Genomic DNA, 24,245 nt, shown 5'->3' with positions numbered 1-24,245 from the left:
GATGTCAGTGACGACGGCCGAAGAACCCGAAGAGTCGCCCTAACCGCCCAGATCGAGACCCCGCCCCGCCTTCCAGCAGCGGGCGATCCCACGAGGCTGGGCCCTCCGGCCCTGCCGCGGGCCTGGAGACCGTCGAGTGTCGGAGCATGGCGAGAAGCTGCTCCCGCCGACCGAGCTGTTCGTGTACCGACCGGGCGAGCGCGAGTTGCGTCTGCCAGGCATCGTCGGCCGCGTCCTCACCGATCGTGCTCCGCGGGCTGTACAGGGCGCGGTCGGCCGAGCGGGCCAGTGTTGCTATCTGCCCGCCCGACTCATCACCGAAGTGCAGCGCCGTCTGCGTCGCTATCTCAGCGCCGGTGAGGTGTGTGATGTCACTGAGGCCGGACTCGGCCAGCAGGTCGAGGCTCTCGGCCCAGGCGCCGATGAGTCGCTGCCGTGGATCGGCCAGCTGCGAGCGCCGCCGCCGGCGACGGCGTTTGCGCAGTAGCAGCAGCGTGACGACGAGCGCCGCCAACAGCAGCGCCAGTGCCACCACCAGCAGGGTCGTCAGTAGCACGGAGGAGCCGCCGCTGCCCGGCACTGCGCTCTTGCCGGCGACCGCGTGACCGCCGTTGTTCGTGTCGATCAGCGCATTCTGGCTGGGGGGCGCCGTCGCGGCCGGGGTGGGGACCGCGGCACCAATACCGCGGCTCTGCTGCTGGTTGAGGTAGGAGGCGGGGACGGTGTCGACGGGAACCCAACCGACGCCCTGCACCGGAACCTCGACCCAGGTCGTCGCCTGGGTCGCCGTCACCGAATAGGTACCGGCGGGCACATCGCTGCCCCTGGGCTGCACTCGGAATCCGGTCACCACCCGGGCCGGGACCCCGAGCTGCCGCGCGACCAGGGCGAAGATGGTGGCGAACTGCTCCGGGGTGCCGGCCCGCTGCGGCCCGATGATCGAGGCCACCACGTCGGAGAAGTTGGTGCCGCCGGTGTGCGTCCCCGACTCGGGGACGGCGTCTGACGCCGGCGAGGACGACGCCGTCGACGGACCGCCGGAGAGCCCATAGTTGTTCCGCAGGTCGGCCGCCAGGGCCTGCAGGAACTCGACCGAGGAGGTGGCTGACTTGCCGGTCTCGTTGGAGAAGGAGTCGACCACCTTCAGCATCGTGGCGCGGATGGACGCCGGCAGCTGGGTGTTGATCGGGGCACCCCCCACCTCGAGCTGCGAGGTCGTCGGCAGCCCGGCGAGAGTGCGCGCATCAGCCAGCGAGGAGACCTGGTAGCTGGCTTCGGCCCGCACTGCCTCAGCGGGGACGATCATGCCGCTCATCGAGTCGACGTTGATGCCGAGGTCGGTGACGCTCATCGGCCGGTTGAGGTAGAGCATCCAGGGTGAATTGACCAGCGTCGGCGAGGCGACCCGGTAAACCTGCGATATCTCCTGCACATCCGGGGTCAGGGTCGGGTCGACGTCGGCCGGTACGACACCTCCCGAGGGGCGGAATGTCCGGTTGAACGACCAACTGTCGCCGTCGTAGAGATCCACGCTGGCCAGCGCGAAGTATCCGTTCGACGCCCGATCGGTGGAGACGGTGAACAGCGCCGGGCCAACCGGGGCACCGGCCGCCGGCCGAAGCGACGAGACGAAGGCCAACGGCGTCACCGGCGCCGCCTGGTTCACCGCCGGCACCCGCTCCGGCGCCTTCGGCACTCCCCCGAAGAGATCGGCCTGCACGAGGAATCCCGCCAGCACCGCAACCACCACGGTTGAGACGACCCCGACCAGCAGCGGCCGTAACGGGAGCTCGCCATCCCCCTCGGTCGCGTCCCGCCCGACTGAGTCCCGGGTCCATACCTGCACGAGGCGCAGCAGCGCCATCGTGGCCAGTAGTCCTCCGGCGAGTTCCGCCTCGATGATCCGCGCGGCGCCCAGGTCGATGCCGGTGGCCCGCTCGGTCGCGGCGTAGGAGATACCAAATGCGATCAGCCAGCCCGCGTACGGCACCAGCGAACTCGGGCGGCGGCTCAGCACCTCGCCCCCGATCGCCCCGGCCAGCCAGCAGATCGCCACCGGCGTGACCATCAGGGTCGGCGGGCTCACCAGCGGCAGGGCGAAGGTGAGCAGCTGCGAAGGCCCGTGCACCAGCCCGTCCACGAGGTCACCGAACCCGAGCGGCTCGCCGAGGACGACGACCAGTGAATAGAGGACGAACGCGGCGATGTCGACGATGACCCCACGCAGCAGCGACGCACCCAGCCGGGCCGTCACCAGCGGGAGGAGGACGCTGATCAGCGCCGCGCCGAAGAGCGGCAGGGCCAGTGTGGCGGCCGGGAACGCGCGCAGCCACGGCGAACTGGCGAAGCCGTTGGCAATCACCGCGAGCGGAAAGATGCACATGGGCATCAGGCGACGAATCATCTAGCGCCCCTGCACATTCCAGAGCGCGCACGCCTCGTCGGCGTCCTCGGCGACGATCACCCGGACACCGGCAAAGGAGATCGGCGTTTTCTGCTGCGAGGTGATGGAGATGACGACGAGCCGCTCGAAGCGACGCCGCAGCGCCGCCACGGCGGGGAGGTCGGCGGGGTCCAGTACTCCGGTGACGACCACCAGCGACGTGCCGCCATGCGCTCGCCGCAGGGCAAGGAGCTGAGCCTCCAACGGCGCGGCGTCGGACGCCTTGATACCGGTCAGATAGTCGATAAGCGATGTCACGTCCCGCAGCCGCGGGCCACCGAGAATCGTCCCGTCGGTGCTGCGCAGTTCGGCCGGAGCCTTGTTGCTGGAGACGGCGGTGAGCACCGAGGCGCAGACGTCGACCGCCGACTCGAAGGTCGCAGGCGTGTAGACCGACGAAGATTGATCGAGCAGCACCACGCTGTAGGGCTGCGAGGTGTCGACGTTGTGTTTCACGACCAGCCGGCCGGTGCGGGCCGAGGATCGCCAATGAACCAAACGTAGATCGTCACCGACGTTGTAGTCGCGGAGTCGATGGAAGGTGATGTTGCCCTGCGGCGCGGTGTCCGAGGAGGGGCCCTCGAGGTGGCGGATCTGACCCGACGGAAGCGGACGGAAGGGGAGCAGCCGCGGATAGACCCAGATCCGCTCCACCTCGGCGTAGCGGCGGGATACGCGGAAGAGTTCGAACGGGTCGGCCCGATTCACCTCGACCGGCCCGACGTCGAAGATGCCGCGGTGTGTGGTCGGCAGGCGATAGGTGCGCATCCCCCGTTCGCCGCGACGCAGCCGGGGGATCACGGTGCGGACGTTGATCGAGCCGAACGGCTGCCGGGCAACCGTCACCCCGACGCTACTGCGACCGCGGTTGGCGAAGGTGAGGAAGGCGATCGCCGGAGAACCCTTCGGCACCCGGGGCGGCTGGATCTGCCGATCAATGGTCAGCTGCGAGGGACGGGCGACACTGATTCCACCGAGAATGAGCAACAGAAATAAGCTGATTCCGATCGCCGAGAAGGCAACCCAATTCAGCCAGAGCCCCGTTGTCAGCATTCCCAACGCGGCGATCAGCGCGATGATCCCGGTCCGAGTCATGGACTATCCGACGGGCGCCGTACGCGGCACCGGAACGCTCTGCAGCGCGCGGGTGATGATCTCGGCGGCGGTGCGTCCCTGCAACTCGGCCTCCGGCTGCAGGATCAACCGATGGGCGAGCACGACCGGCGCCATCTCCTTGACATCCTCCGGTGTGACGTAGGAACGGCCGGCCACCCCGGCGGCGGCGCGGGCGGCCCGGAGCAGGGCCAGGCTGCCTCGCGGCGAGACCCCGAGACGTAGCTCGGAGTAGGTGCGGGTGGCCGCGGCGATCGCGACGATGTAGTCCTCGATCACCGGTGAGACATCGACATTCAGCTTGATCTCATTGATGATTCGTTCGATGTCGTTGGCGGTGAGGACCGGCCTCAGCCGGATGACCGTGGCTTCCATCTTCTGGGTGCGCAGCACCGCCGCCTCGGCCGACGCCGACGGGTAGCCAACCGTAAGCTTCATCAGGAACCGGTCGAGCTGAGCCTCGGGCAGGACGTAGGTGCCCTCCATGTCGATCGGGTTCTGGGTCGCGACGACCATGAACGGACGATCCATCGGGTAGACGGTGGCGTCGGTGCTCAGGGTCGCCTCCTCCATCACCTCCAGCAGCGCCGACTGCGTCTTGGGGGAGGCGCGGTTGATCTCGTCGGCCAGCACGATGTTGGCGAAGATGGGGCCGGGACGGAACTCGAACTCCGACGTGCCCTGGTTGAAGATCGCCACCCCGGTGACGTCGGAGGGAAGGAGATCGGGGGTGAACTGGATGCGGTTCCAGGTGACCGAGATCGAGGATGCCAGCGCCCGGGCCAGCGAGGTCTTGCCGGTGCCCGGGACGTCCTCGATCAGCAGGTGTCCCTCAGCCAGCAGGCAGATGACCGCATTGCGGATCACTTCGGGCTTGCCCTGGATGACCTGGCCGATGTTGGTGCAGAGCCGATCGACGGCGCGGGCGATGTTGGTGGCCGCGGTGTCCGGATTCGTCATGTCTCTCCTGCTTGCTGGGTTACTCATCTGCTGGCGTGATTAGGGAGTCGGTTCGGGGGTGGGCTCAGGGGTTGGCGTCACCGGGATGAAGGAGGGTGGTGACCCGGTGACCGGGGCGCTCGCACTCTTCGCCGCGGTGAGGAAGGTGTACTTGACGCTCGCCGACCAGGTGCCCGCATCTCCCGGGCTGTCACGGCAGTCATCGGTGTCGGTGAGGGCAACGGTGTAGGTGCCGCTCGGCGTCGAGCTGGGGTAACTGGCGGTGCCGCAGGGCGTGCCGTTACGGCTGACCGACACGACGAAGCCCTGGTAAAGACTCGCCGCCGGATCATGGCCGACGTACTTGACCAGAACGTTGGTCGCCGTCGCATCGAAGCTGGCGGTGAAGTCGTTCGGGCCGCCGGCATAAGGTGGCTGACCGAGATCCACCCCGTCGTCGGCGAAGGAAGGCGACGTGGTTCCGCCGAAGTAGGAACCAGTCCCGGCCTCCGTGAGCGTGAGTCCGGCCACCGTGCATGAGCCTCGATAGAGCAGCCGGTTGATGTTGTTGAAGACCAGTGGGGTTGACGGGTCAAACGACCCGTCCTGGGGGAGATTCATGCTCGTGTTCCCGCAGGTGAGCGTTCCGCTGCCGAGGTGGTACCGCTCGCTCCCGGCCGCGCCGTCGCCGAGGCCGCCGATCGCGACCGACAGCGTTCCGGTGGTCGCATCATCATCGCTCTGGAAGGTCGAGGTGGCGGTGAGGGCAGGCCAGGCCGAAGCAGCCGGGGTCATCGCGATCGGGCCGACGACGACGCCACTGGCCGGCGAATGCGGCGGCGGGACGACGAGCACCTCGGCCTGGTACTCCTTCCCGGCTATCAGCCCGGAGAAGACGACCGAGGTCTTGGAGGTCGGACCCTGACTGTTCACGGTGTTGCCGTCGGAGAGCAGCTTGTAGTTGTACTGAACCCCGGCGCCGCCCCCGACGACCACCGGATCACCGGTGATCGACAGGGTGAACGTGGAGGTCGAGGTCTCCCCGAAGCCGGTCGTCGGTGGTTGGCTAGCCCGCAGCGAGTAAGCCGAAGCGACCAGCGGAGACCAGCTGTAGACGCACGAACTGTCGGCCGTCGTCGCGCCGGCGTCGCCCTGCGGGCCGATGCCCTGCACGGCGAAGCTCACCCCGCGACCGAGGGTGGAGGCCGTGCCCGGGTAGGTAGCGGTGACCTTGGAGAGCGTCGGATCGGCGGTGATCACCAACGGCGACAGCGGCGACGACAGCCCTGCGCCGTCACAGAACGTCGGGGTGATCGACCAGTTGGCCGCCTGCACACAGCCGCTGAGGGTCGAGTTGCAGGCGTTCCAGGTGACGGTCCAATCTCCGCTGCTGTCGGCCGACGTCTGCACCGCCGTCGGCGCGGCCGGCCCCTCGCGTCCGGTCGTGAACGTCGTCGGAGTCGAGGAGGTGCCCCGGCCGTTGATGAAGGCCGTCACCACCACCTGGTAGCGGGAGTTCGGATAGAGGCCGGTGAAGTTGGCCCCGCTCTGTCCCTGCACGGTAAGGGCGCCCGGCGGCTTCGGGGCCGACCCGCCGACGAGGGTCACCGCAACGGTGTACGTCGACGGTATGCAGTCCTGGCTGTCGAGCAGCGGGTAGCTCCAGAGCAGGTTCACCGAGCGGGCGGCCGGCGTAACCGTGGTGATCTTCGGGATGTGCGGAATCTGGGTCGTCGTAGTGCACTGGGCGGTGTTGTTCACCTGCTGGGCCGGGGCCGCGATCGCCGGCGTCGGCTGCCCCGGGGCCGGGGCCGGATGCTGCCGGCGCTGCTCGGCCGTCCGGGTGTCAGCCACCGCCGCCGCGCCGCCGGCCGCGTTCAGGTCGACCGCGGTGCTCTTGTCGATCGAGAGCGGCTTGGCTTTTCCGTCGGTGAAGAGGATGACCGCGAGGCGGTGATTCGGCGAGTTCACCACGATGCGGCTGCCACGGGCGAAGATGTAGGTGTCGACGAAGTCGGCCGATTCCAGCGCCTTTCCGGTCGCGTCGGCCACCACCGGGTACTTCGCCATCCCGGCGACCCCGCTGCTCCGCCCGCTGCCGAGGTCGACGGCCAGCAGCGTGCCGTTCGTCCGGTCAAGTGTGTACAGCGTGCCGTTGCTGATCGCCGGCGCCACCAGGTCGGCGTCGCCCGCGACTCCGGTCAGACGGGTCAGCTCGGCCGACTGCCCCGAGGACGGGGTAGTGACCAGAGACCAGCCCTGCGGGCCGTGGAACAGGAATCGCTGCGCCCCGACCCCGCCGGTGGCCGGCAGGATCCGGTCGGTGCCCGGCAGGCCGGAGATCGTGAAACGGCTGGCGTGGTAACCAGTGCCATCCTGTGCATCCTGGGTGTAGCGGGTCAGTGTGGTCGCCGTCGCCAGGGCGATGGAATCACCGCTGCCGAGGCTGCCGGGATTGCTGGTGCCGGTCGTGGAGCCCGTCGCCTCACTGGAGCTGACCGCCAGTGCCCCCAGCTGCGGGGCGGATCCCCGGATGACCGTCGTCAGCTCCACGCCGTCGGTGGAGTTGGCCGGGAGGCTCAGCTGGCGCAGCGTCCGGTCGCCGGTGGCTGACCCGGAGAGGATCCAGAGGTCGCCATTCGCGCTGACGGCCGACCCAGCGGCGCCGGCGGTGGACTCGGCGATCTTCACCGAGGCCCGTGGTCGGACCTGGGCCGAGGCCGTGCGGGCGGCTTCGACCGTCGTCTGACCGACGAGGTAGACGGCCGTGTTCTGGGCGCCGGACTGGATGACGTAGGCCGAGTCGCCGGCCGGGACGGCCTGGGTTCCGCTCTGCCCGGCTACCTTGGGCAGCGCCACGCCACCGTCGGTGGTCTTGACGACGAATCCCGCCGTGTCGACCACATTGAACTCACCGGTCGCCTTGTTCACCAGCAGCGTGCCCGAGTTGAGCGGCACGACGTCGATCCCGGTCTCGCTCTCGGCGCTGACCTGGGCGTAGGCGTTAAGCAGCCGGACGGTGGGCTTTCCGTTGGTCAGATCGACGGCGACCGGAGCTCGGTCATCGCCGAGGAAGATCGAGCCGTGGAAGAGGTCGAAGGCACGGGCCTTGCTCGGCTTGACGAGGGACGAGGCGGCCACCACCGCCCCGACGAGCAGCAGCAGGGCGCAGAGCAGCGCCCCGGCTTGCCTTCGGCTCAGCCCTGGGGTGCTCCGGCGACCGGAGTCGCTACGGACGGATCCGGAGCCGGACGCCGACGCCGACGCCGACGCCGGGACCGGGTCGGCCGGACGGGCCGCCTTCGACCGGTTCGCCGGGATGGCAGCATGACGACTCAAGCTCTACCAACCTTCCGACGTCACGGGCGTGCGGGGACCTCATTCCTCACGCGATTTCATACGCATGTTCAACCAATGCGCAGACTTTACCGTGATCGACCACCCAGGCAGCCACAAAACGCAGTCCTTACACGGATGCTCAGTAACCCCGCAGCGGACTGGAACGCGCCAACCGCCCTAGGACCCTGCACGGTATGCGAGGGGATGCCGCATATGCCCTGAATGCACAACAACCCCCGACCGAGTGGGTCGGGGGTTGTTGTGGCGATCTAAGTCTTAGATCAGACCGGGCGGACGTTCTCCGCCTGCGGGCCCTTCTTGCCCTGCGTGGTGTCGAACTCCACGCGCTGGTTGTCGTCGAGGCTACGGTAGCCGTCAGACGCGATTGCCGAGTAGTGAACGAAGACGTCCGGTCCTCCGCCGTCGGGTGAGATGAAGCCGAAGCCCTTCTCCGAGTTGAACCACTTAACGGTTCCCTGGGTCATGCTGTTTTTCTCCCTTGAGGGGGCCTTTGTGAGGCAGGTGGGGCGATGATCGCGGCGCTGCACCGTGCAGAACCACGGGTTGCCGCGTGATCGCTTATCCCAACATGGAGCGCGCCTTTGATACTTCCGCGGCTTGCGCCGTGGCCGTACGTGAAACAAGGCCCCAAAACTAAGAACAAGAAACTCGCTGCCTTTAACCCCGATGACCTTCGACCTTGCGGTCAGCCAATCACCGGGATGCCTTGCAGGCAACCGCTTACAACGGTAGCACGGTGATCGCCCTGCAACGGAACGTTGACGAGAAAACCCTGGACAAACTCTGGGTTACGTGCAATTTTGCAGGTTTGCCTCGTCCGGGCGTCCCGTCTAGGCGGTGAACAGCCGTCCGACCAGCCGTCCGACCAGCCTCCAGACCAGCCGTCCGACCAGCCTCCAGAGCACGCGTCGGAGAGCGACCGGCGGCGCCGCTAGACTCGGCAGCCGTGTCTGGAACCGCACGCAAGGTCAGAGTTGTCGGCGATCCGGTACTGCACGCCGTCACCCGGCCGGTAACCGAGTTCGACGCCGAACTCAGCGATCTCATCGACGACATGTTCGCGAGTATGTACGTGGCCGAGGGGGTCGGGCTGGCCGCTACCCAGATCGGGGTGGACCGGGCCGTCTTCGTCTACGACTGCATCGACTCCGACCACCACCGGCACGTGGGGCACGTCGTGAACCCGGTCGTGGTGGCGACCGCGGGGCCGATCGACGACGGCGAGGAGGGGTGCCTGTCTGTGCCGGGGCCTTTTGAGGAGCTGGATCGGCCGTCGTCGGTGACCGTGCGCGGGGTGGACAAGACCGGGGCGCCGTTGGAGGTGACCGGGACCGGCTTCTTCGCTCGCTGCCTGATCCACGAGACCGAGCATCTGTCCGGGATCCTCTACATCGACCACCTGCCGCGAAACCGGCGTCGCAAGGTACTGCGGGCAATGGAACCCTTCGCCTGGAACGCCTAGCCCGCTTTTGGCACACCTGCAGGGACTATCCCTGCGCCTGTGCCAAAAGCGCGACGATGGTGGCCACAACTCGGCTGCTGTCATCGAACAGGTCGGCCCAGGTGAACCGAAGCAACGTCCAGCCATCCGCCACCAGTGCGTTGCCCTTCCGCCGGTCAGCGCGGAATCGGTCTACGTCGGAGTGGAAGGCCCACCCGTCGACCTCGATCGCGATCCGCGCGGCGACGAAGGCGAAATCGAGAACGAACCGCGACCCAGCCACAGTTACCGCGACGTTGACGCCCCATCCCGTCAGTCCCGCCGCACGCAGGATTCGGATCATTCGACGTTCGGACTCGGCGTGCGCGCCATCACCAGACTGCCGCAGAAGGGTGCTCAGTGGGCGGTTGCCCCACCGTCCGGGCTGCTCCTCCAGCCGCTGCTCTACGTCGCGAGCGGTCAACCAACGCTGCTGCATCGACCGATCGAGCAGCGTGCTTCCCTCGCGCAGGGGCAACCACCCGACGCAGTCCAGCAGGGTCTCGGTTCGGGTGGTGATCGGCATACCGAATCGTTCCGTCACCGCTGACGCGGCCAACTGCACGCGATGCACCCGCACACCCGAAGGCATTCTGGTTCGCCGACGGTCCGGAGCCGTGACGTGCACGCGCCCGTCGCTGCCCACCGGCAGCGCCCACCATTGAGCAGCCGAGACGTAGCTGAGGACCGACGCGGTATCGAGCACGACGGCCCACTGAACCGCCTCCGGTGTCATCGGCGCCCCCGCCGCGAGATAGACCGCACTCCACCGAGTCGCGCCCAACCGACCGCGGCGTATCAGCTCATCGATCCGGACCCGGCCGACGCCCGCTGCGAGCAGCTGGCTCCTGGAGAGCACGCCGGCTTGGCGTCGGGAGATGTCGGCCCAGTGCACAGCTGCCGATTGTGGCTAATTTTGCGCAACCGTGGATTCGGTTGTCCACAGGGGCACCGTCCGCAAAACTTTTGGCACACCTGCAGGGACTATCCCTGCAGGTGTGCCAAAAGCGGGAGGGGTTTAGAGGAAGAGTTCGGCGATCTGGACGGCGTTCAGCGCGGCACCCTTGCGCAGGTTGTCATTGCTGACGAACAACGCCAGACCGCGACCATCCGGCACGCCCGGATCCTGCCGCACCCGACCAACCAGGCTCGGGTCTGCCCCGGCCGCCTGCAGCGGGGTGGGCACGTCGACGACCTGCACCCCCGGCGCCGAGCCCAGCAGCTCCAGCGCCCGGCTCACCGACAGCGGCGACGCGAACTCGACGTTCAGCGAGAGCGAATGCCCTGTGAAGACGGGCACCCGCACGCAGGTACCCGACACGAGCAACTCCGGGATACCGAGAATCTTGCGGCTCTCGTTGCGAAGCTTCTGCTCCTCGTCCGTCTCGAAACTACCGTCGTCGACGATCGAGCCGGCCATCGGCAGCACGTTGAAGGCGATCGGCGCGACATACTTCACCGGCGCCGGAAAGTGCACCGCCCGGCCGTCGAACGTCAGACCAGCTGCACCGTCAACCACGGCCCTGGCCTGGGTATCGAGTTCCTCGACCCCCGACAGCCCCGACCCGGAGACGGCCTGGAAGGTCGAGGCGATCATGCGGATCAGCCCGGCCTCGTCATGCAGCGGCTTCAGCACCGGCATGGCCGCCATCGTGGTGCAGTTGGGGTTGGCGATGATCCCCTTGCGGGCGTCGTGGATCGCCTCCGGGTTCACCTCGCTGACGACCAGCGGCACGTCCGGGTCCATCCGCCAAGCCGAGGAGTTGTCGATGACCTTCACCCCGGCCGCGGCGAACTTGGGTGCGAGCACCTTCGAGGTTGCGCCGCCGGCCGAGAAGATCGCGATGTCGAGGCCGCTCGGATCGGCCAGGGAGGCATCCTCGACGATGATCTCCTCGCCCTGCCACGGGAGCTTGGTGCCGGCGGAACGGGCCGAGGAGAAGTAACGGATCTCCGACACCGGGAACCCGCGCTCGGCCAGCATGCTGCGGACGACGCCGCCGACCTGGCCGGTGGCCCCGACAACGCCAATACGCAGCCCGCTGCTCGAAGCGCTCATCGTCCGGTACCCCCGTAAACCACGGCCTGCTCGTCTTCGCTGCCGAGCTCGAAGGCGTCGTGCACCGCACGCACCGCGTTGTCCAGGTCGGTGTCGCGGCAGACCACCGAGATCCGGATCTCCGAGGTGGAGATCATCTCCACGTTGATGCCGGCCCCGGCCAGCGCCGCGAAGAACTTCGCCGAGACACCGGGGTGCGAGCGCATCCCAGCCCCGATCAGCGACAGCTTGCCGATGTGGTCGTCATAGAGCACGTCGGCGAAGCCGACCGACTCCTTGACCCGGTTCAGGGCCTGCAGCGCGGTCGCGCCGTCGGAGGAGGGCAGCGTGAAAGAGACGTCGGTGCGCCCGGTGCCGCCGGTGGAGATGTTCTGCACGATCATGTCGAGGTTGATCTCGGCCTCGGCCAGCACCCGGAAGAGCGCCGCCGCCTCGCCCGGACGGTCGGGAACCCCGACCACGGTGATCTTGGCTTCGCTGCGGTCGTGCGCAACTCCTGAGATGATCGCGTCTTCCACTGCGAGGTCCTCCATTGATCCGGTGACCGTGGTGCCGGTCTTGTTCGAAAATGACGAGCGGACGTGAATCGGAACGCCGTACCGGCGGCCGTACTCGACGCTGCGCAGGTGCAGGATCTTCGCCCCGCAGGCCGCGAGTTCGAGCATCTCCTCGTAGGTCACGGTGTCCAGCCGGCGGGCGTTCGGCACGATGCGCGGGTCGGCCGAGTAGACGCCGTCGACATCGGTGTAGATCTCGCAGACGTCGGCCTTCAGGGCCGCGGCCAGGGCAACGGCGGTGGTGTCCGAGCCGCCGCGTCCGAGCGTGGTGATGTCCTTGGTGTCGGGGCTCACGCCCTGGAAGCCGGCGACGATCGCGACGTTCCCCTCCCGATAGGAGGATTCGACGCGCCCCGGGGTGATGTCAACGATGCGGGCCCGACCATGCGCTGAAGTGGTGAGGACGCCGGCCTGCGAGCCGGTGAAGGACTGCGCGGTGTAGCCGAGGGAGTTGATCGCCATCGCCAGCAGTGCCATCGAGATCCGCTCGCCCGCGGTGAGCAGCATGTCGAACTCGCGTCCACCGGGAACCGGGACGACCTGCTCGGCGAGATCGATCAGCTCGTCGGTGGTGTCGCCCATGGCCGACACGACGACGACAACGTCATCACCGGCCCGACGCCGGGCAACGATGCGTTCAGCGACGCGCTTGATGCGCTCCGCATCGGCGACTGATGAGCCGCCGTACTTCTGCACGACGAGCCCCACCGGGTGTCCTCTCGAGCGGATGACGATTTCCAACGCCTGAGTTTACCCGCCGCGGCCAATCGAAATGTTCACCGAGGAGTTCAGTCGCTGACCATGACCACGAGCAGGAAGTCGGAGGGACCCGAGCAGGGGGCCGCCCCGCAGTCCCGAGTCGCCGAGATGCCGGCGACGCCGGGCTGCAGTGCGGTGAAGCTACGAGTGACCGACCCGCAGTCGTCGGCCGGCGAGCAGCCGGGGCCGGTACTCGAGTCGACGTTCTGCGGATTGCTATCCAGCACCGACCCGGGCGTCCCCTTGCGGATCCGCCAGTCCGCCCCGCCCGGCTGACCGTCACCGAGGCTCACCACGAGTCGCTGCCCGACGACCAGCGAGATGGTGCCGCCGGCGTCACCGATGCCGGCCGAAACCGACCCGGCCGGCGCCCGCGTCGGCTTCGGAGTCGCCACCCTGGGCCGAGGAGTCGGGGTGGGTCGCGAGGTCGGCGTTGGCTTCGCCGTGGCCTTCGGAGACGGCGACGGTCGACGCGTCGGGCTCGGCTTCGGCGTCGGCTTGGGCGACGGACGCAACAGCGGAGTCGGTGTAGGGGTGATCGCGAACGGCACAACGGCCACCGGAACGGGGGTCGGGGTGGCCGAGAACGCCAGGGTCTGGGCCGTGGGGTGGCGGTGGCTGCGAGCGCCGACAACCGTCACGGTGACGGCGATGGCGACGACGATGACGGCCGCAAAAGACAGCGCAATCCAACTCGCCACCCGGTGCCCGTCCGGCTCGTCGTCGATCGGAAAGATCATCTCCGGCGGCATCGAACCGGCCGGCACCTGTCGCTGCGCGAAAGCGTTTAGGCCGCCGCTGATCCACTGGTCGAGCGGGTCACGATCCGCACCGGACGGGCCCCAACCGCCGCTCATGCGCTGCCTCGCTGAACCGGTGGCACCGGTACGGGGGGCACGGGCTCGGGGGGCATTGGTTCGCGGGGCATTGGGGTCGGCGGCGCGATCCCCAGGGCCGCCGCTATCGACGCCCGCGCCTCGCGGTTGAGCCGCTCGACCTCCTCGAGCGGAACCTCGAGCAGTTCCGCTGAGTCGGCCTGGCCGAGCCCGGCCCAGTGCCCAAGCACCATCGCTTCGCGCTGCTCACCCGGCAGCGCCCGCAGCGCGTCGATCAAGGGATCACCGACCGGAGGCGGGTGCTTCTCGTGCCGTCGCTGGATTCGGGCCTTCTCGATCACCTTCCGCTGCAGGTACCCCAGCGCATCAGCCAGATCGCCGAACTCGCTCAGATGCAGATCCAGGGCGACGAATGCGGCTTGAGTGACCTGGGCGGCGTGCGCCCGGTCGTCGGTGAGCAGCACCGACAGGCGAGCGATGGCCAGCGAATGGATGCGGTACGCCTCGGCGAAATCGACACCGACGGGTCCAGCCGGATATGACGGGTCATACGGCGAGTTCGCGGTTGCGGTGCCCGGCTCCGAATCGGCGCCAAAGAGCCACCGCGGTTCCTCGTCCGGCGGCGGTCGGGTCGGACCGGAGCCGAACCCCCCGCTCGTCATGGCCACCGGAGTTCTCCCCTCACCCCAGCTAGCGTACTTAGCCGCCGGGCAGATCCCTACTCTCCGGCGCCCAACCGGCTAGCTTTCGGCCGCGAAGACGGCGTCCAAAATGTCCAGGCCCTCGCTCAGCAGCTCGTCGCCGATCACCAGCGGCGGCAGGAAACGCAGCACGTTTCCGAATGTGCCGGCAGTGAGCGCGATCAGTCCCTGCCGGTGGCAGGCCGACGCGACGGCCGCGGTCAGCGCCGGGTCGGGCGTCTTGCTCCCCGGCTGGACGAGCTCGACGGCCAGCATCGCACCGCGCCCCCGGACGTCCCCGATCGCCTCGAACTTCTCGGCCAGCAGCTGAAGCCGGGGCCGCATCACCGACTCGATGCGCCTCGCCGCCCCACAGAGGTCCTCGGCCTGCATCGTCTCGATCGAGCCGAGGGCGGCCGCACAGGCGACCGGGTTGCCGCCATAGGTTCCGCCGAGGCCCCCGGCGTGCACCGCATCCATGATCTCGGCCCGGCCGGTGACACCGGCCAGCGGCAGCCCACCGGCTATGCCCTTGGCCGTGGTGACCAGGTCGGGCACCACCCCTTCGTGGTCACAGGCGAACCAGTCACCGGTTCGGCAGAAGCCGCTCTGGATCTCATCGGCGATGAATACGATGCCGTGCTGGGCGCACCAGTCAGCCAGCCGGGGCAGAAATCCCTCCGGCGGCACGATGAACCCGCCCTCACCCTGGATCGGTTCGATGATGACGGCGGCCGTGTTCTGCTCTCCGACCTGGGCGTGAACCTGCGAGACGAAGAGTTCGAAGGCCTCCTCGGCGCAGTGCTCCGGCCCGGTCGGCCAGCGGTACGGGTAGGCCATCGGGGTGCGGTAGACCTCACCGGCGAAGGGGCCGAAGCCTTGTTTGTACGGCATGTTCTTCGCCGTCAGCGACATGGTCAGGTTGGTTCGTCCGTGATAGGCGTGGTCGAAGGCGACCACCGCGCTCCGTCCGGTCGCGACCCGGGCGATCTTGATCGCGTTCTCCACCGCCTCGGCACCGGAGTTGAAGAGGGCGGTGCGTTTCTCGTGAGTGCCGGGGGTCAGTTCGTTGAGTTTCTCGGCCACCGCGACGTACCCCTCGTAGGGCGTCACCATGAAGCAGGTGTGGGTGAAGTCGGCGACCTGCTCCTGCACCCGGGCGACGACTCGCGGCGCGGCGTTGCCAACCGAGGTCACCGCGATCCCCGAGCCGAAGTCGATCAGTTGATTGCCATCGACGTCCACCACGATTCCACCCCCGGCGGCGGTGACGTAGACCGGAAGGGTGGTGCCCACGCCGGTCGCCACGGCCGCCAGCTTGCGGGCCTGCAACTCGGCGGAGAGCGGCCCCGGGATCGCGGTCTTGAGGATTCGTTGCTGGCTGACGCTCATCTGGACTCCCTAGCTCGCTGCTTCGATTACGGCGATCACGTCACCCTCGGTGACCTGGCTACCGACCTCGACGGCCAGCGCCGAGACCACCCCCGGCACCTCGGCCAGCACCGGGATCTCCATCTTCATCGACTCGATGATGACCAGGGTGTCTGTGGCCAGCACCGTGTCCCCCACCTGCACGGAGACCTGCCCGATACTGCCGACCAGCTCCGCGGAGACGGTATGTGCCATCGATTTTCCCTATCTTTCGCCGGGGGATTAGCTTGCGGAGGTGAAGCGGTGGAGGTGTCAGAAGTCGATGTTGTGCATGACGTGCTTGATGCGGGTGTAGTCCTCGAGCCCGTACATCGACAGGTCCTTGCCGTAGCCGGAGTGCTTGAAGCCACCATGCGGCATCTCGGCCACGATCGGGATGTGGGTGTTGACCCAGACGCAGCCGAAGTCCAGCCGGCGGGTCACCCGCATCGCCCGACCGTGGTCGCGGGTCCAGACCGAGGAGGCCAGGCCGTACTCGACGTCGTTGGCCCAGCGCACCGCCTCGTCCTCGTCGCTGAAGGACTGCACGGTGATGACGGGGCCGAAGATCTCGGTGCGGATCTGCTCATCCTCCTGCTTGATGCCTGAGAGCACCGTCGGCTCGTAGAAGTAGCCGCTCTCACCCTGACGATGCCCACCGGCCAGCAGCGACGCGTGATCCGGGAGGCGATCGACCAGCCCGGAGACGTGGGCCAGCTGGTTGGCGTTGTTCAGCGGACCGTAGAGGACGTCCTCGTCCGGCCGGCCGGTGCGGGTGTTGCGGGCCTGCTCGGCCAGCGCCGCCGCGAACTCGTCGGCGAAGCCCTCGCGGGCCAGTACCCGGGTGGCCGCGGTGCAGTCCTGACCGGCGTTGAAGTATCCGGCGACGGCGATCGCCTCGGCCGCCGCCTCGATGTCGACGTCGTCGAAGACCACGACCGGCGCCTTGCCACCGAGCTCGAGGTGAACGCGCTTGATGTCCTCGGCGGCCGAGCGGGCCACCTCGATGCCGGCGCGGGTCGAGCCGGTGATCGAGACCATCGCCGGGATCTTGTGAGAGACCAGGGCCCGGCCGGTGTCCCGGTCACCGCAGACCACGTTGAAGACGCCTGGCGGGAAGAACTCCGACGCGATCTCGGCCAACAGCACCGAGGAGGCCGGGGTGGTGTCCGACGGCTTCAGCACGATGGTGTTCCCCGCGGCCAGGGCCGGGGCGAACTTCCAGACCGCCATCATCATCGGGTAGTTCCAGGGGGCGACCTGGCCACAGACGCCCACCGGTTCGCGACGGACGTAGGACGTGTGTCCGGCCATGTACTCACCGGCCGAGCGCCCCTCCAGCAGCCGGGCGGCGCCGGCGAAGAAGCGGATCTGGTCGACCATCGGGGGGATCTCTTCGGTGCGGGTCATCTCCAGCGGCTTGCCGGTGTTCTCACACTCGACCGCGATGATCTCCTCGGCCCGCGACTCGATGGCGTCGGCGAACTTCAGCAGCGCCTGCTGCCGCTCGCTCGGGGTGGTGTCCCGCCAGGACTCGAAGGCGGTGGCGGCGACCTTGTAGGCCAGGTCGATGTCCTGCTCGTCGGAGACCGGGGCCGAGCCGAGGGCCAGCCCGGTGGCCGGGTTGATCACATCGGCGCGGGCTCCGCTGAGCGCGTCCCGGGACTCGCCCCCGATGAAGTTCTGGATGGTCTTCGACATCGGGCGGCTCCTGTGAGGTCGGCGGTAACTCGCTTCTCGCAACGCTACACCGCAACAATTCGCTGATCTACGACGAATCTCGTTGACTTGATGAACTCTGAGAGCCGATTTCCGTCGAAAGCGGCTCTCGCTCGACGGGTCAGCGCCGACCAAGAACTTTGCCGTAGACGCGACGTCGTAGCGAGCCGTTCGGCAGTAACCGCTCCAAGCCTCGACGGTAGCCTCGGGCGGCCCGCAGCCACCGCGACGCCTGCAGCTGAGCGAGCTCGTCCGCGGCACCGGCGAGACTGGCCCGGGCCGCGTCGCGCTCAGCCAGGACTGACCGCTGCGCCGTCGTCAGGTCGCTGAGGTTGGTCTGAAGCGCGGCCCGATCAGCGGCGAGCGCACTGCGCTCTGCGCTCAACTCAGCCTGCTCGATGGTCAGCTGCTCGACCTCGGCCCGGGCATCGTCCAGACGCTTATCCAGTTCGGCCAACTGACCGCGCATCAACTCGGACTCGGCGCTCATGACTGCATTCGACTGCTCGACATCGGCCTGCACTTCGAAGTCTCGGGTACCGAGGGTCATCTCGGTGAGTGATCGCTCGCCCCAGCTGCGCAGGCGGGCCGCCAGACTGGCCCGCCACGCGTCCTCACCCTGACCAGCAGGCGGGTAGCCGAATCTAGCTTGAATCTCGACCTCCTCTACGTAGAAGGTCTCTAACCAGGAACCATCCGCAGCGAGGCCAACGAGGGATCCGAGCCAACTGGCCAGATCACGAATCGACTGTGCGCCGGGCCACCGGTCGGCAGCAGTCTCGTTGGCCAGCCGATTCGCCAGCCAGTAGACGCCACGGGCGAGCACCTGCTGCGCCGTGACCGGAATTGACTCAAACACTATGTCAATGACGTGCAGTGCGCCGTCGAGGCCGCGAATCAAGTTGTGCGGCACGATATCCATGGAGAGTTCGCCGCGCCCTGCGTAGTTGTCCACAATGGCGCCCCACTCCTGCATCAGGGCGGCGCGCTCACTGTCGGGCGAGGCGAGGAAAGCATCCACAAAATCCTCGCCGGGCACGAATCGGGCGCTGGTCAGCTCGCCGTCCGGCGGTAGCAGTTGCCGACGGTTGAACCACGCGGCTTCCCCGTCAGCATCGACGTCGACGGTGGTCTGCTCAGCGACGGATGCCCGACGCCCGACCGAGAAGTAGCAGACGGCCCGATTAGCCGGCCACAACGTCAGCGCCTCGGCCCCGGATTTGCGAGCGACCACGACGAAGGAGTTCCCGTGCTCGGCCGCGAGTCCGGCCTCGACCGAGGTACGCCAGAGCGCGCGCTCGTCGGCGAGTCTGGGGCGGGGGCGGGACCAATCCGGACTCGGAAAGGTGGGAATCCGGTAGAGAAGGCTGTTGAGATGGGGCGGCATCTGCGGGTCCATCACCGCCCGCGTCAGCTTGTAGTCCGGGAACGCGAGGTAGACGGTCGGGTCGAGTTCAGCGTCGCGCATGAGCGACACCAGTTGCTGACGGGAGAAGGTCCGCGCCGGCGTCTGTGCGTGCGGGTACCCCTCGACGGAGTCGAAGACCCGCACGCTGTGATCCTCGGGAGCACCGGCGTAATACTTGATTCCCAGCCGGTTCTCGATGGCCAGGATGAGGGTTCCGCCGTCGATCAAGCGCCGCCGAATGGCGGTTAGGAAATCCTGGTAGTACGTCAGGTTAGCACTACCTGAGCCGACGTATTCGAGCACGCCGACGACGACGATAACGTCGTAGGTCGGACTATCCGGAATATCCGAAAGATCCCCGACGAAGACCTCGACGCCCGCGAGGTCCCGTGTGCGCTCGCGCGCGATGGCCGCCCGCTCGGCGACCGGCTCCAAAGCGTCAACGACGGCGCAGACCTCGCCCAGATAGCGGGTCACGGCCCCACAGCCGGCACCGATCTCGAGCACTCGGGCCTGCGCCGGCAGGTCGAAAGCCCGGATCACATTTGCCCGGGCGGTGTCGAGGTGAGCCTGCTCAGGCCAGTTCTGAGCCGATGAACTCAGCTCGTCACTCAACGACGAGATGTCGGAGGCGGCCCGTATTCGATCCAGCAAAACCGACTCGGCACCATCTCGATAGGCGTAGCCGACATCGTTGAGCAGGATGTAACCGAGAGCATGTCGTACACCCTCCCGGCGCAGGGGCGTGGCACTGGCAAGATCCTGCTTGTCCTGCATGACGTCTGCGGTCTCCGTCGTTCTGTTCGCCGAACTTCGGCCAATGCGAAGACTACTGCGCGAGCGGGCTTGGTCGAGGATTGCCGATCTGCGGCGGGTCCCCCCGAAGCGGCAGGTGCGCGTGGTTACACTAATGTCCCTGGAGGGCACGGATTGCACACTATTCGGAAGGCATATCGCCCCCTCTCTTGACGGAGGTGATAGGTGGCCAAAACGCCCAGAACGCCCAGAACGCCAAGGACGCCACGAACATCCAGCCGCCCCCGGCGCCTCTCTCCGGTCAACGACACGCATCAGGCAACCGGGCGAGTACTGGTACTCGGCGCCGGTTTCATCGGCGCGCGGGTTATTCGCGCACTTGTCGATCGCGGGTACGACGTCGACGTGGTAACCCGGACAGCACCATCACCAGAAGTGGCTCCGCTACTGGCCGGCGCCTCGGTGGTGCTCGGTGACGTGACCCAGATGAGCACCATCGCCGGCTCGTTGGCCGATGTGGACCATCTGATCTACGCCGTCGGATCCTCATCTCCCACGGAGTCCGACCTCGACCCGGCCAGCGATGTGTCGGTGGTGATCCCGCCGCTGGTGCGACTGCTCGAACTGCTGCGCTTGCGACCCCAGGTGCGCTTGACCTACTTGTCCTCCGGCGGCGCGGTGTACGGCAACGTCGAACAGGTACCGACCGATGAGTCGACCACCCCGGAGCCGATCAGCTCGTACGGCATTCTCAAGCTGACGGCCGAACGGTACATCTCGATGTACGCCAACCTGTACGGTCTGCCGATTCGAATTCTGCGAATCGCCAACGCCTACGGTCCCGGCCAATCATGGGCCGGAGGGCAGGGCATTGTCGCCCGGCTTATGCGCTGCGCGATCAATCACGAGACGCTTCCGGTCTACGGACCGGGTGACTACACCCGCGACTACATCTACGTCGACGACATCGCCTTCGCGGTTGCCGAACTACTTGAGCGCGACGATGCCCCCCGCATCTTGAACGTCGGTTCGGGTGCCGGCCACAGCATCGTGGAATTGGTCCAGATCGTGCGCGAAATCACCGGTCACCGGATAAAGCTCAGATTTCACGATGCCCGCTCCTACGACGTTCGCCACAGCGTGCTCGACAGTCGTTCGCTGCAGAGCTTGATCAGCTATCAACCCACCGATATTCGCGCCGGATTGGCGCGAACCTGGCACGACGTCTCCCGCCTCGCCGCCGAGGACCTCCCGCTGCCCAGGCTTCCGAGGATTCCCGGTGTGGTCAACAATTGATAGGCCCACCCGATGGCGCCACGCGAGCGTTCGTCGCCGGAGCCAGGTAGCTACATGACCGCACAGGGCAGCGCCCGTCGTCTCCTGGGCAAGGGTCGCAACCGGCTATCAGCCAAGCTCCGAGAAGATTCCCTCGACGGTTACTGGGACTTCCCAGTGACCGACGGCATCTATCCCGAGGGCGATGTCCTCTTCGCCGGGTGGTCGGCGACCAGCCACGAAGCCGGCCCGAGCCGCGTTCAGATCATCCGTGATGCGAGCGTCATCGCCAGCTTCGAGACGCCCGCCGATGGCGCCGGCTCGGCTGAATTCACCAATGAAGATCGGGTCGGAGGGCGTTGGTCGACGATCCTGACGCTGACCGCGGCCGACCGCGGCGCCACGATCGAAGTCGTGACCTCCGACCGAAACGGACGCAGGGTATTGGGAACGCGCAGGGTGCAGGGCCGCCCCCAGCCAACCCTCCCCCTGCTTCGGACCGAGGGTGCTCTCGACTACCCGATGGATGGCAGCACCTTCAGCGCGGGCGGGGTCATTCACGTCTCCGGATGGATACTGATTGCCGGTCGACCAGCCGACCGGATCGAACTCTTCCTCGGTGACGAACCCCCCCTCCTGGTCCGTCGCGGGGAGGGTCGGGCCGACCTGGCTGAAGCGATCGGCGAGACCGAGCCGTACGCCATCGGCGCTGGTTTCGCCGAACTGGTCGCGATTCCCCGACACTGGGCTGGGACCGAGGTGACCGCACAGGTCAGGGCCACCTCCGCCACCGGAAGCACCTGGATCTCTCCCCCGGCATCCCTTCGAATCATCGAAGCCCCTCCGGCGATAGGCCGGCTCCAGCCGTCACCGCTGCTGTCGTCTCTGCCCGCTCGGCCGGACGTACCGCGCGAGACGGGCACTCCCATCAAGGTGTGCGTCTTCACCCACTCGCTGAATCTGGGCGGCGGGGAGCTGTACCTTCAGGAGTTGCTCCTGCGGATGGCGGAGGCTCCGGACGTCGAGCTGCTCGTCGTGTCGCCGAACGATGGACCGCTGCGGCAGGAACTCGAAGATGCCGGAATCACCGTCCACCTGGCCTTCCAGCAGGGGCCGAGCCCGGCTCACTACCTTGGGCGAGTCACCGAACTCGTCTACCTGCTGCGTGCCTGGAACACCGAGGTGGTTATCGCCAACACTCTCGGCGTTTTCCAGATGGTGGAGGCGGCGCTGCTGGCCGGACTTCCGGTTTTCTGGGCCATCCATGAGTCGTTCACGCTCGAAGTCTTCAGTTACCTGAACTTCGGTGAGCATGGGATTCACCCCGCGATCACCGAGCACTGGCATCGCAGTCTCACCCAGGCGAAGACGATCTTCGAGGCCGAGGCCACCTTGAAGATGTACGCCGAGCAGGTGCCCGATCTCGACGGGCGGTGTGTGCGCTACGGCATCGACCTTCAGCGGATCGCCGACTACCGGGGCGCCAATGATCGTGACGAGATCCGCACCTCGCTGGGATTCGAGCGCAAGCATCGTGTACTTCTCTGCATGGGGGTCTTTCAGGAGCGCAAGTCCCAACTGGCGCTGGTGATGGCTTATGCCGAAATCGCACAGGTGTTCCCCGACGCAAGACTCGTCCTGGTCGGCGACCATCCAACAGAATATGCGGCCTGCGTGAGGCAGATTGTCGCCGCCCTAGGGCTTGACGAGTTCATCAGGATCATTCCGATCCAGCCTGAAACTTACCCCTGGTATCAGGCGGCTGACATTCTGGTTAGCGCCTCCGATGTCGAGTCGCTGCCACGATCGGTGCTCGAGAGCATGGCGTTTGGGCTACCCACGCTCGCGGTCGATGTCTTCGGTCTCAATGAGGTCATACGCGACGGCGAGAACGGCTGGCTGTGTCAACCACGCAGCGGGACGTCTCTATTGGCCGGTCTTCGTCGAGCGCTGGGCGTCTCCCCTCAAAAACTAGCTGCGATCCGTGCGCAGTGCGAGCACGATGCGAAGTCCTTTGACGGCCAGGGTTACGCCGACGAATACCTGAGAATGATCCGCAGTTGCCGCAAGCCGGTCGAGTTCGTTTGAACCCCGAAAATATGGAGCGTTTAGTTATGCAGGACCCTAAAGCCATGGCGCTGGAAGCCACCGGTGAACGATTCATCCCGGAGGCGATGGGTGGCGATCTCATCGAGGCCGAACACCAGCTTCGCTACAGATTCGCGCTGCCCTACGTGCGGGGCAAGGCCGTGCTGGACGCCGGATGTGGGGTCGGATGGGGGTCGCAGCTTCTGCTCGACGCCGGCGCGCTGAAGGTGACCGGTCTCGACATCTCCGAAGAAGCCATCACCAACGCAGTAGCCCGCGTACCGGATGCCTCGTTTGAGGTTGGCGATCTGATGGACCTGCCTTTCGAAGACGGACAATTCGATGTCGTCGTTTGTTTCGAAGCGCTCGAGCACACGTCGGACACCGGTAAAACCTTAGACGAATTGGCGCGCGTGCTGCGAGCGGATGGCGTACTTTTCGTATCGTCGCCAAATCCGCGGGTGTATCCGGCTGGAAATCCGTTCCATCTTCACGAGATGGTTCCGGAGGAACTTGAAGCAGATGTAGCCGCTCGGTTCGCCCATGTCGAACTGTTCCGTCAGCACCTGCACCTGTCATCGCTTCTTTTCCCCGACACAGCCGGCGATGCAGCAGACCAAGTCGACCCCCAGCAGCTGAACTGCGAAACCTATTCCATTGGCGCGATAACGCCGGGACATGATCCTTACTCCGTCGCGGTAGCGAGCAACGCTACGCTGCCTGAGCTTCGAAGCCAGCAGACCGTCGCGCCATCCGGTCAACTTGATAACCTCGGCGCACTCGCGGCGGCGCTCACCGAAGAACGCGAATCGATTCACGCCGACCATCGGCGCATCCTGGAGGAGCGAGTCCGGCTGCTCGAGCAGCTGAGTGCGGCAGACACGTCCATGCGTGACCTGATGTCCGAGAATGCGGCACTGGTAGCGCAAGCTGAGAAATTCAGCAAACAGGTGGCCGGATTGTCAGCGGTCGAGGACGAGAGAAACCACCTCGCAGCGACGCTCATATCGGAGAAGCAGGAGCTCGGGAAGGTCGCACAGCGGTTGTCGGAGTGTGTGAACGACAGGGACCACTTCGCCGCTGCTCTCGTATCGTGCGAGCAGGCGCTCGCGAAAGTCACTCCGCTTCTCACTGAGAGCACGCCAGCATCGACTCTGCCCGATCCCGCATTCGCCGAGTTGCGCGACAGGCTCAACTCCGCGATCGAGCGAAACGCCCATCTGGAGGCGGAACTGGACGCTCATGTTCGTACGATCAGCTGGAGGATAACGAAACCACTGCGGCGCGTTCGCGTGATGGGTCGGCATGGCAGGATCAGCTGACACCGTGCGCGGTACGTCCGTCCGCATCGCGTTCGTCTCGG

18 protein-coding genes are annotated in these 24,245 nt (G+C 66.8%); 4 read left to right on the top strand and 14 right to left on the bottom strand.

All coding sequences use genetic code 11. From position 1 onward, the window contains the following. Positions 1 to 4: 4 nt before the first annotated feature. From CPH63_RS23485 to CPH63_RS06620, 5 genes are all read right to left on the bottom strand, one after another. Complete coding sequence (locus tag CPH63_RS23485; RefSeq protein WP_096302126.1) at positions 5 to 2,404, bottom strand: transglutaminase family protein; 2,400 nt, start codon at positions 2,402 to 2,404, stop codon at positions 5 to 7. After that, complete coding sequence (locus CPH63_RS06635) at positions 2,405 to 3,538, bottom strand: DUF58 domain-containing protein (RefSeq protein WP_096302125.1); 1,134 nt, start codon at positions 3,536 to 3,538, stop codon at positions 2,405 to 2,407. It abuts the gene before it with no gap. 3 nt (positions 3,539 to 3,541) lie between these two features. Then, the gene (locus tag CPH63_RS06630; protein ID WP_096302124.1) at positions 3,542 to 4,516 is read right to left on the bottom strand and encodes a MoxR family ATPase; all 975 of its coding nucleotides are present in this window, start codon (positions 4,514 to 4,516) and stop codon (positions 3,542 to 3,544) included. Between the two features lie 39 nt (positions 4,517 to 4,555). Then, positions 4,556 to 7,834 (bottom strand): hypothetical protein, encoded by a 3,279-nt coding sequence (locus tag CPH63_RS06625; RefSeq protein ID WP_096302123.1) that lies wholly within the window; start codon positions 7,832 to 7,834, stop codon positions 4,556 to 4,558. A gap of 281 nt (positions 7,835 to 8,115) precedes the next feature. Further along, positions 8,116 to 8,319, bottom strand: coding sequence for a cold-shock protein (locus tag CPH63_RS06620; protein WP_091361013.1), 204 nt, complete (start codon positions 8,317 to 8,319; stop codon positions 8,116 to 8,118). A gap of 482 nt (positions 8,320 to 8,801) precedes the next feature. Here CPH63_RS06620 and def point away from each other — a divergent pair, with 482 nt between their 5' ends. Continuing rightward, positions 8,802 to 9,317, top strand: a complete 516-nt coding sequence (gene def / locus CPH63_RS06615; protein WP_096302121.1) for a peptide deformylase — start codon at positions 8,802 to 8,804, stop codon at positions 9,315 to 9,317. Positions 9,318 to 9,342: 25 nt separating this feature from the next. Here def and CPH63_RS06610 read toward each other — a convergent pair whose 3' ends face one another. The 9 genes from CPH63_RS06610 to CPH63_RS06570 form a co-directional block, all read right to left on the bottom strand. Next, positions 9,343 to 10,230, bottom strand: coding sequence for a DUF559 domain-containing protein (locus tag CPH63_RS06610; protein WP_096302120.1), 888 nt, complete (start codon positions 10,228 to 10,230; stop codon positions 9,343 to 9,345). Positions 10,231 to 10,353: 123 nt separating this feature from the next. Then, on the bottom strand, positions 10,354 to 11,394 hold the full coding sequence (locus CPH63_RS06605; RefSeq protein ID WP_096302118.1) for an aspartate-semialdehyde dehydrogenase: 1,041 nt from the start codon (positions 11,392 to 11,394) through the stop codon (positions 10,354 to 10,356). Continuing rightward, positions 11,391 to 12,659 carry an aspartate kinase gene (locus CPH63_RS06600; protein ID WP_096302116.1) on the bottom strand — a complete coding sequence of 423 codons (1,269 nt, stop codon included), beginning with the start codon at positions 12,657 to 12,659 and terminating at the stop codon, positions 11,391 to 11,393. The genes CPH63_RS06605 and CPH63_RS06600 overlap by 4 nt, the downstream gene beginning before the upstream one ends. A gap of 80 nt (positions 12,660 to 12,739) precedes the next feature. After that, entirely contained in the window at positions 12,740 to 13,567 is an 828-nt protein-coding gene (locus CPH63_RS06595; protein ID WP_096302115.1) for a hypothetical protein, read from the bottom strand. Continuing rightward, the gene (locus tag CPH63_RS06590; RefSeq protein ID WP_096302114.1) at positions 13,564 to 14,208 is read right to left on the bottom strand and encodes a hypothetical protein; all 645 of its coding nucleotides are present in this window, start codon (positions 14,206 to 14,208) and stop codon (positions 13,564 to 13,566) included. The genes CPH63_RS06595 and CPH63_RS06590 overlap by 4 nt, the downstream gene beginning before the upstream one ends. A 78-nt stretch (positions 14,209 to 14,286) precedes the next feature. Next, positions 14,287 to 15,618 (bottom strand): 4-aminobutyrate--2-oxoglutarate transaminase, encoded by a 1,332-nt coding sequence (gene gabT, locus CPH63_RS06585; RefSeq protein ID WP_096302112.1) that lies wholly within the window; start codon positions 15,616 to 15,618, stop codon positions 14,287 to 14,289. Positions 15,619 to 15,627: 9 nt separating this feature from the next. Next, on the bottom strand, positions 15,628 to 15,852 hold the full coding sequence (locus CPH63_RS06580; protein ID WP_096302111.1) for a biotin/lipoyl-binding carrier protein: 225 nt from the start codon (positions 15,850 to 15,852) through the stop codon (positions 15,628 to 15,630). A gap of 57 nt (positions 15,853 to 15,909) precedes the next feature. Further along, positions 15,910 to 17,337, bottom strand: coding sequence for a gamma-aminobutyraldehyde dehydrogenase (locus tag CPH63_RS06575; protein WP_096302110.1), 1,428 nt, complete (start codon positions 17,335 to 17,337; stop codon positions 15,910 to 15,912). Positions 17,338 to 17,476: 139 nt separating this feature from the next. Next, positions 17,477 to 19,540 (bottom strand): class I SAM-dependent methyltransferase, encoded by a 2,064-nt coding sequence (locus CPH63_RS06570; protein WP_157749339.1) that lies wholly within the window; start codon positions 19,538 to 19,540, stop codon positions 17,477 to 17,479. Positions 19,541 to 19,744: 204 nt separating this feature from the next. Here CPH63_RS06570 and CPH63_RS06565 point away from each other — a divergent pair, with 204 nt between their 5' ends. Genes CPH63_RS06565 through CPH63_RS06555 form a run of 3 tightly spaced genes read left to right on the top strand, consistent with a single transcriptional unit; the run spans position 19,745 to position 24,204 of the window. Then, the gene (locus tag CPH63_RS06565; protein ID WP_096302107.1) at positions 19,745 to 20,815 is read left to right on the top strand and encodes an NAD-dependent epimerase/dehydratase family protein; all 1,071 of its coding nucleotides are present in this window, start codon (positions 19,745 to 19,747) and stop codon (positions 20,813 to 20,815) included. 54 nt (positions 20,816 to 20,869) lie between these two features. Continuing rightward, on the top strand, positions 20,870 to 22,882 hold the full coding sequence (locus tag CPH63_RS06560; protein WP_172892171.1) for a glycosyltransferase family 4 protein: 2,013 nt from the start codon (positions 20,870 to 20,872) through the stop codon (positions 22,880 to 22,882). After that, on the top strand, positions 22,855 to 24,204 hold the full coding sequence (locus CPH63_RS06555; protein ID WP_157749338.1) for a bifunctional 2-polyprenyl-6-hydroxyphenol methylase/3-demethylubiquinol 3-O-methyltransferase UbiG: 1,350 nt from the start codon (positions 22,855 to 22,857) through the stop codon (positions 24,202 to 24,204). Before CPH63_RS06560 ends, CPH63_RS06555 begins: the two co-directional genes overlap by 28 nt. Positions 24,205 to 24,245 lie beyond the last annotated feature (41 nt).

The sequence above is a fragment of the Jatrophihabitans sp. GAS493 genome (assembly GCF_900230215.1).
In the GTDB taxonomy this organism is placed as follows: domain Bacteria; phylum Actinomycetota; class Actinomycetes; order Mycobacteriales; family Jatrophihabitantaceae; genus MT45.
The sequence above is the reverse complement of the archived record's forward strand: the minus strand, read 5'-3'. Positions and strand labels throughout refer to the sequence as shown.

Excerpts from the sequence above, each read along its gene's own strand:
- CPH63_RS23485 (WP_096302126.1), bottom strand. The coding sequence starts at position 2,404 with ATGATTCGTCGCCTGATGCCCATGTGCATCTTTCCGCTCGCGGTGATT.
- CPH63_RS06635 (WP_096302125.1), bottom strand. The coding sequence starts at position 3,538 with ATGACTCGGACCGGGATCATCGCGCTGATCGCCGCGTTGGGAATGCTG.
- CPH63_RS06630 (WP_096302124.1), bottom strand. The coding sequence starts at position 4,516 with ATGACGAATCCGGACACCGCGGCCACCAACATCGCCCGCGCCGTCGAT.
- CPH63_RS06620 (WP_091361013.1), bottom strand. The coding sequence starts at position 8,319 with ATGACCCAGGGAACCGTTAAGTGGTTCAACTCGGAGAAGGGCTTCGGC.
- CPH63_RS06605 (WP_096302118.1), bottom strand. The coding sequence starts at position 11,394 with ATGAGCGCTTCGAGCAGCGGGCTGCGTATTGGCGTTGTCGGGGCCACC.
- CPH63_RS06595 (WP_096302115.1), bottom strand. The coding sequence starts at position 13,567 with ATGAGCGGCGGTTGGGGCCCGTCCGGTGCGGATCGTGACCCGCTCGAC.
- CPH63_RS06590 (WP_096302114.1), bottom strand. The coding sequence starts at position 14,208 with ATGACGAGCGGGGGGTTCGGCTCCGGTCCGACCCGACCGCCGCCGGAC.
- gabT (WP_096302112.1), bottom strand. The coding sequence starts at position 15,618 with ATGAGCGTCAGCCAGCAACGAATCCTCAAGACCGCGATCCCGGGGCCG.
- CPH63_RS06580 (WP_096302111.1), bottom strand. The coding sequence starts at position 15,852 with ATGGCACATACCGTCTCCGCGGAGCTGGTCGGCAGTATCGGGCAGGTC.
- CPH63_RS06575 (WP_096302110.1), bottom strand. The coding sequence starts at position 17,337 with ATGTCGAAGACCATCCAGAACTTCATCGGGGGCGAGTCCCGGGACGCG.
- CPH63_RS06570 (WP_157749339.1), bottom strand. The coding sequence starts at position 19,540 with ATGCAGGACAAGCAGGATCTTGCCAGTGCCACGCCCCTGCGCCGGGAG.
- CPH63_RS06560 (WP_172892171.1), top strand. The coding sequence starts at position 20,870 with ATGACCGCACAGGGCAGCGCCCGTCGTCTCCTGGGCAAGGGTCGCAAC.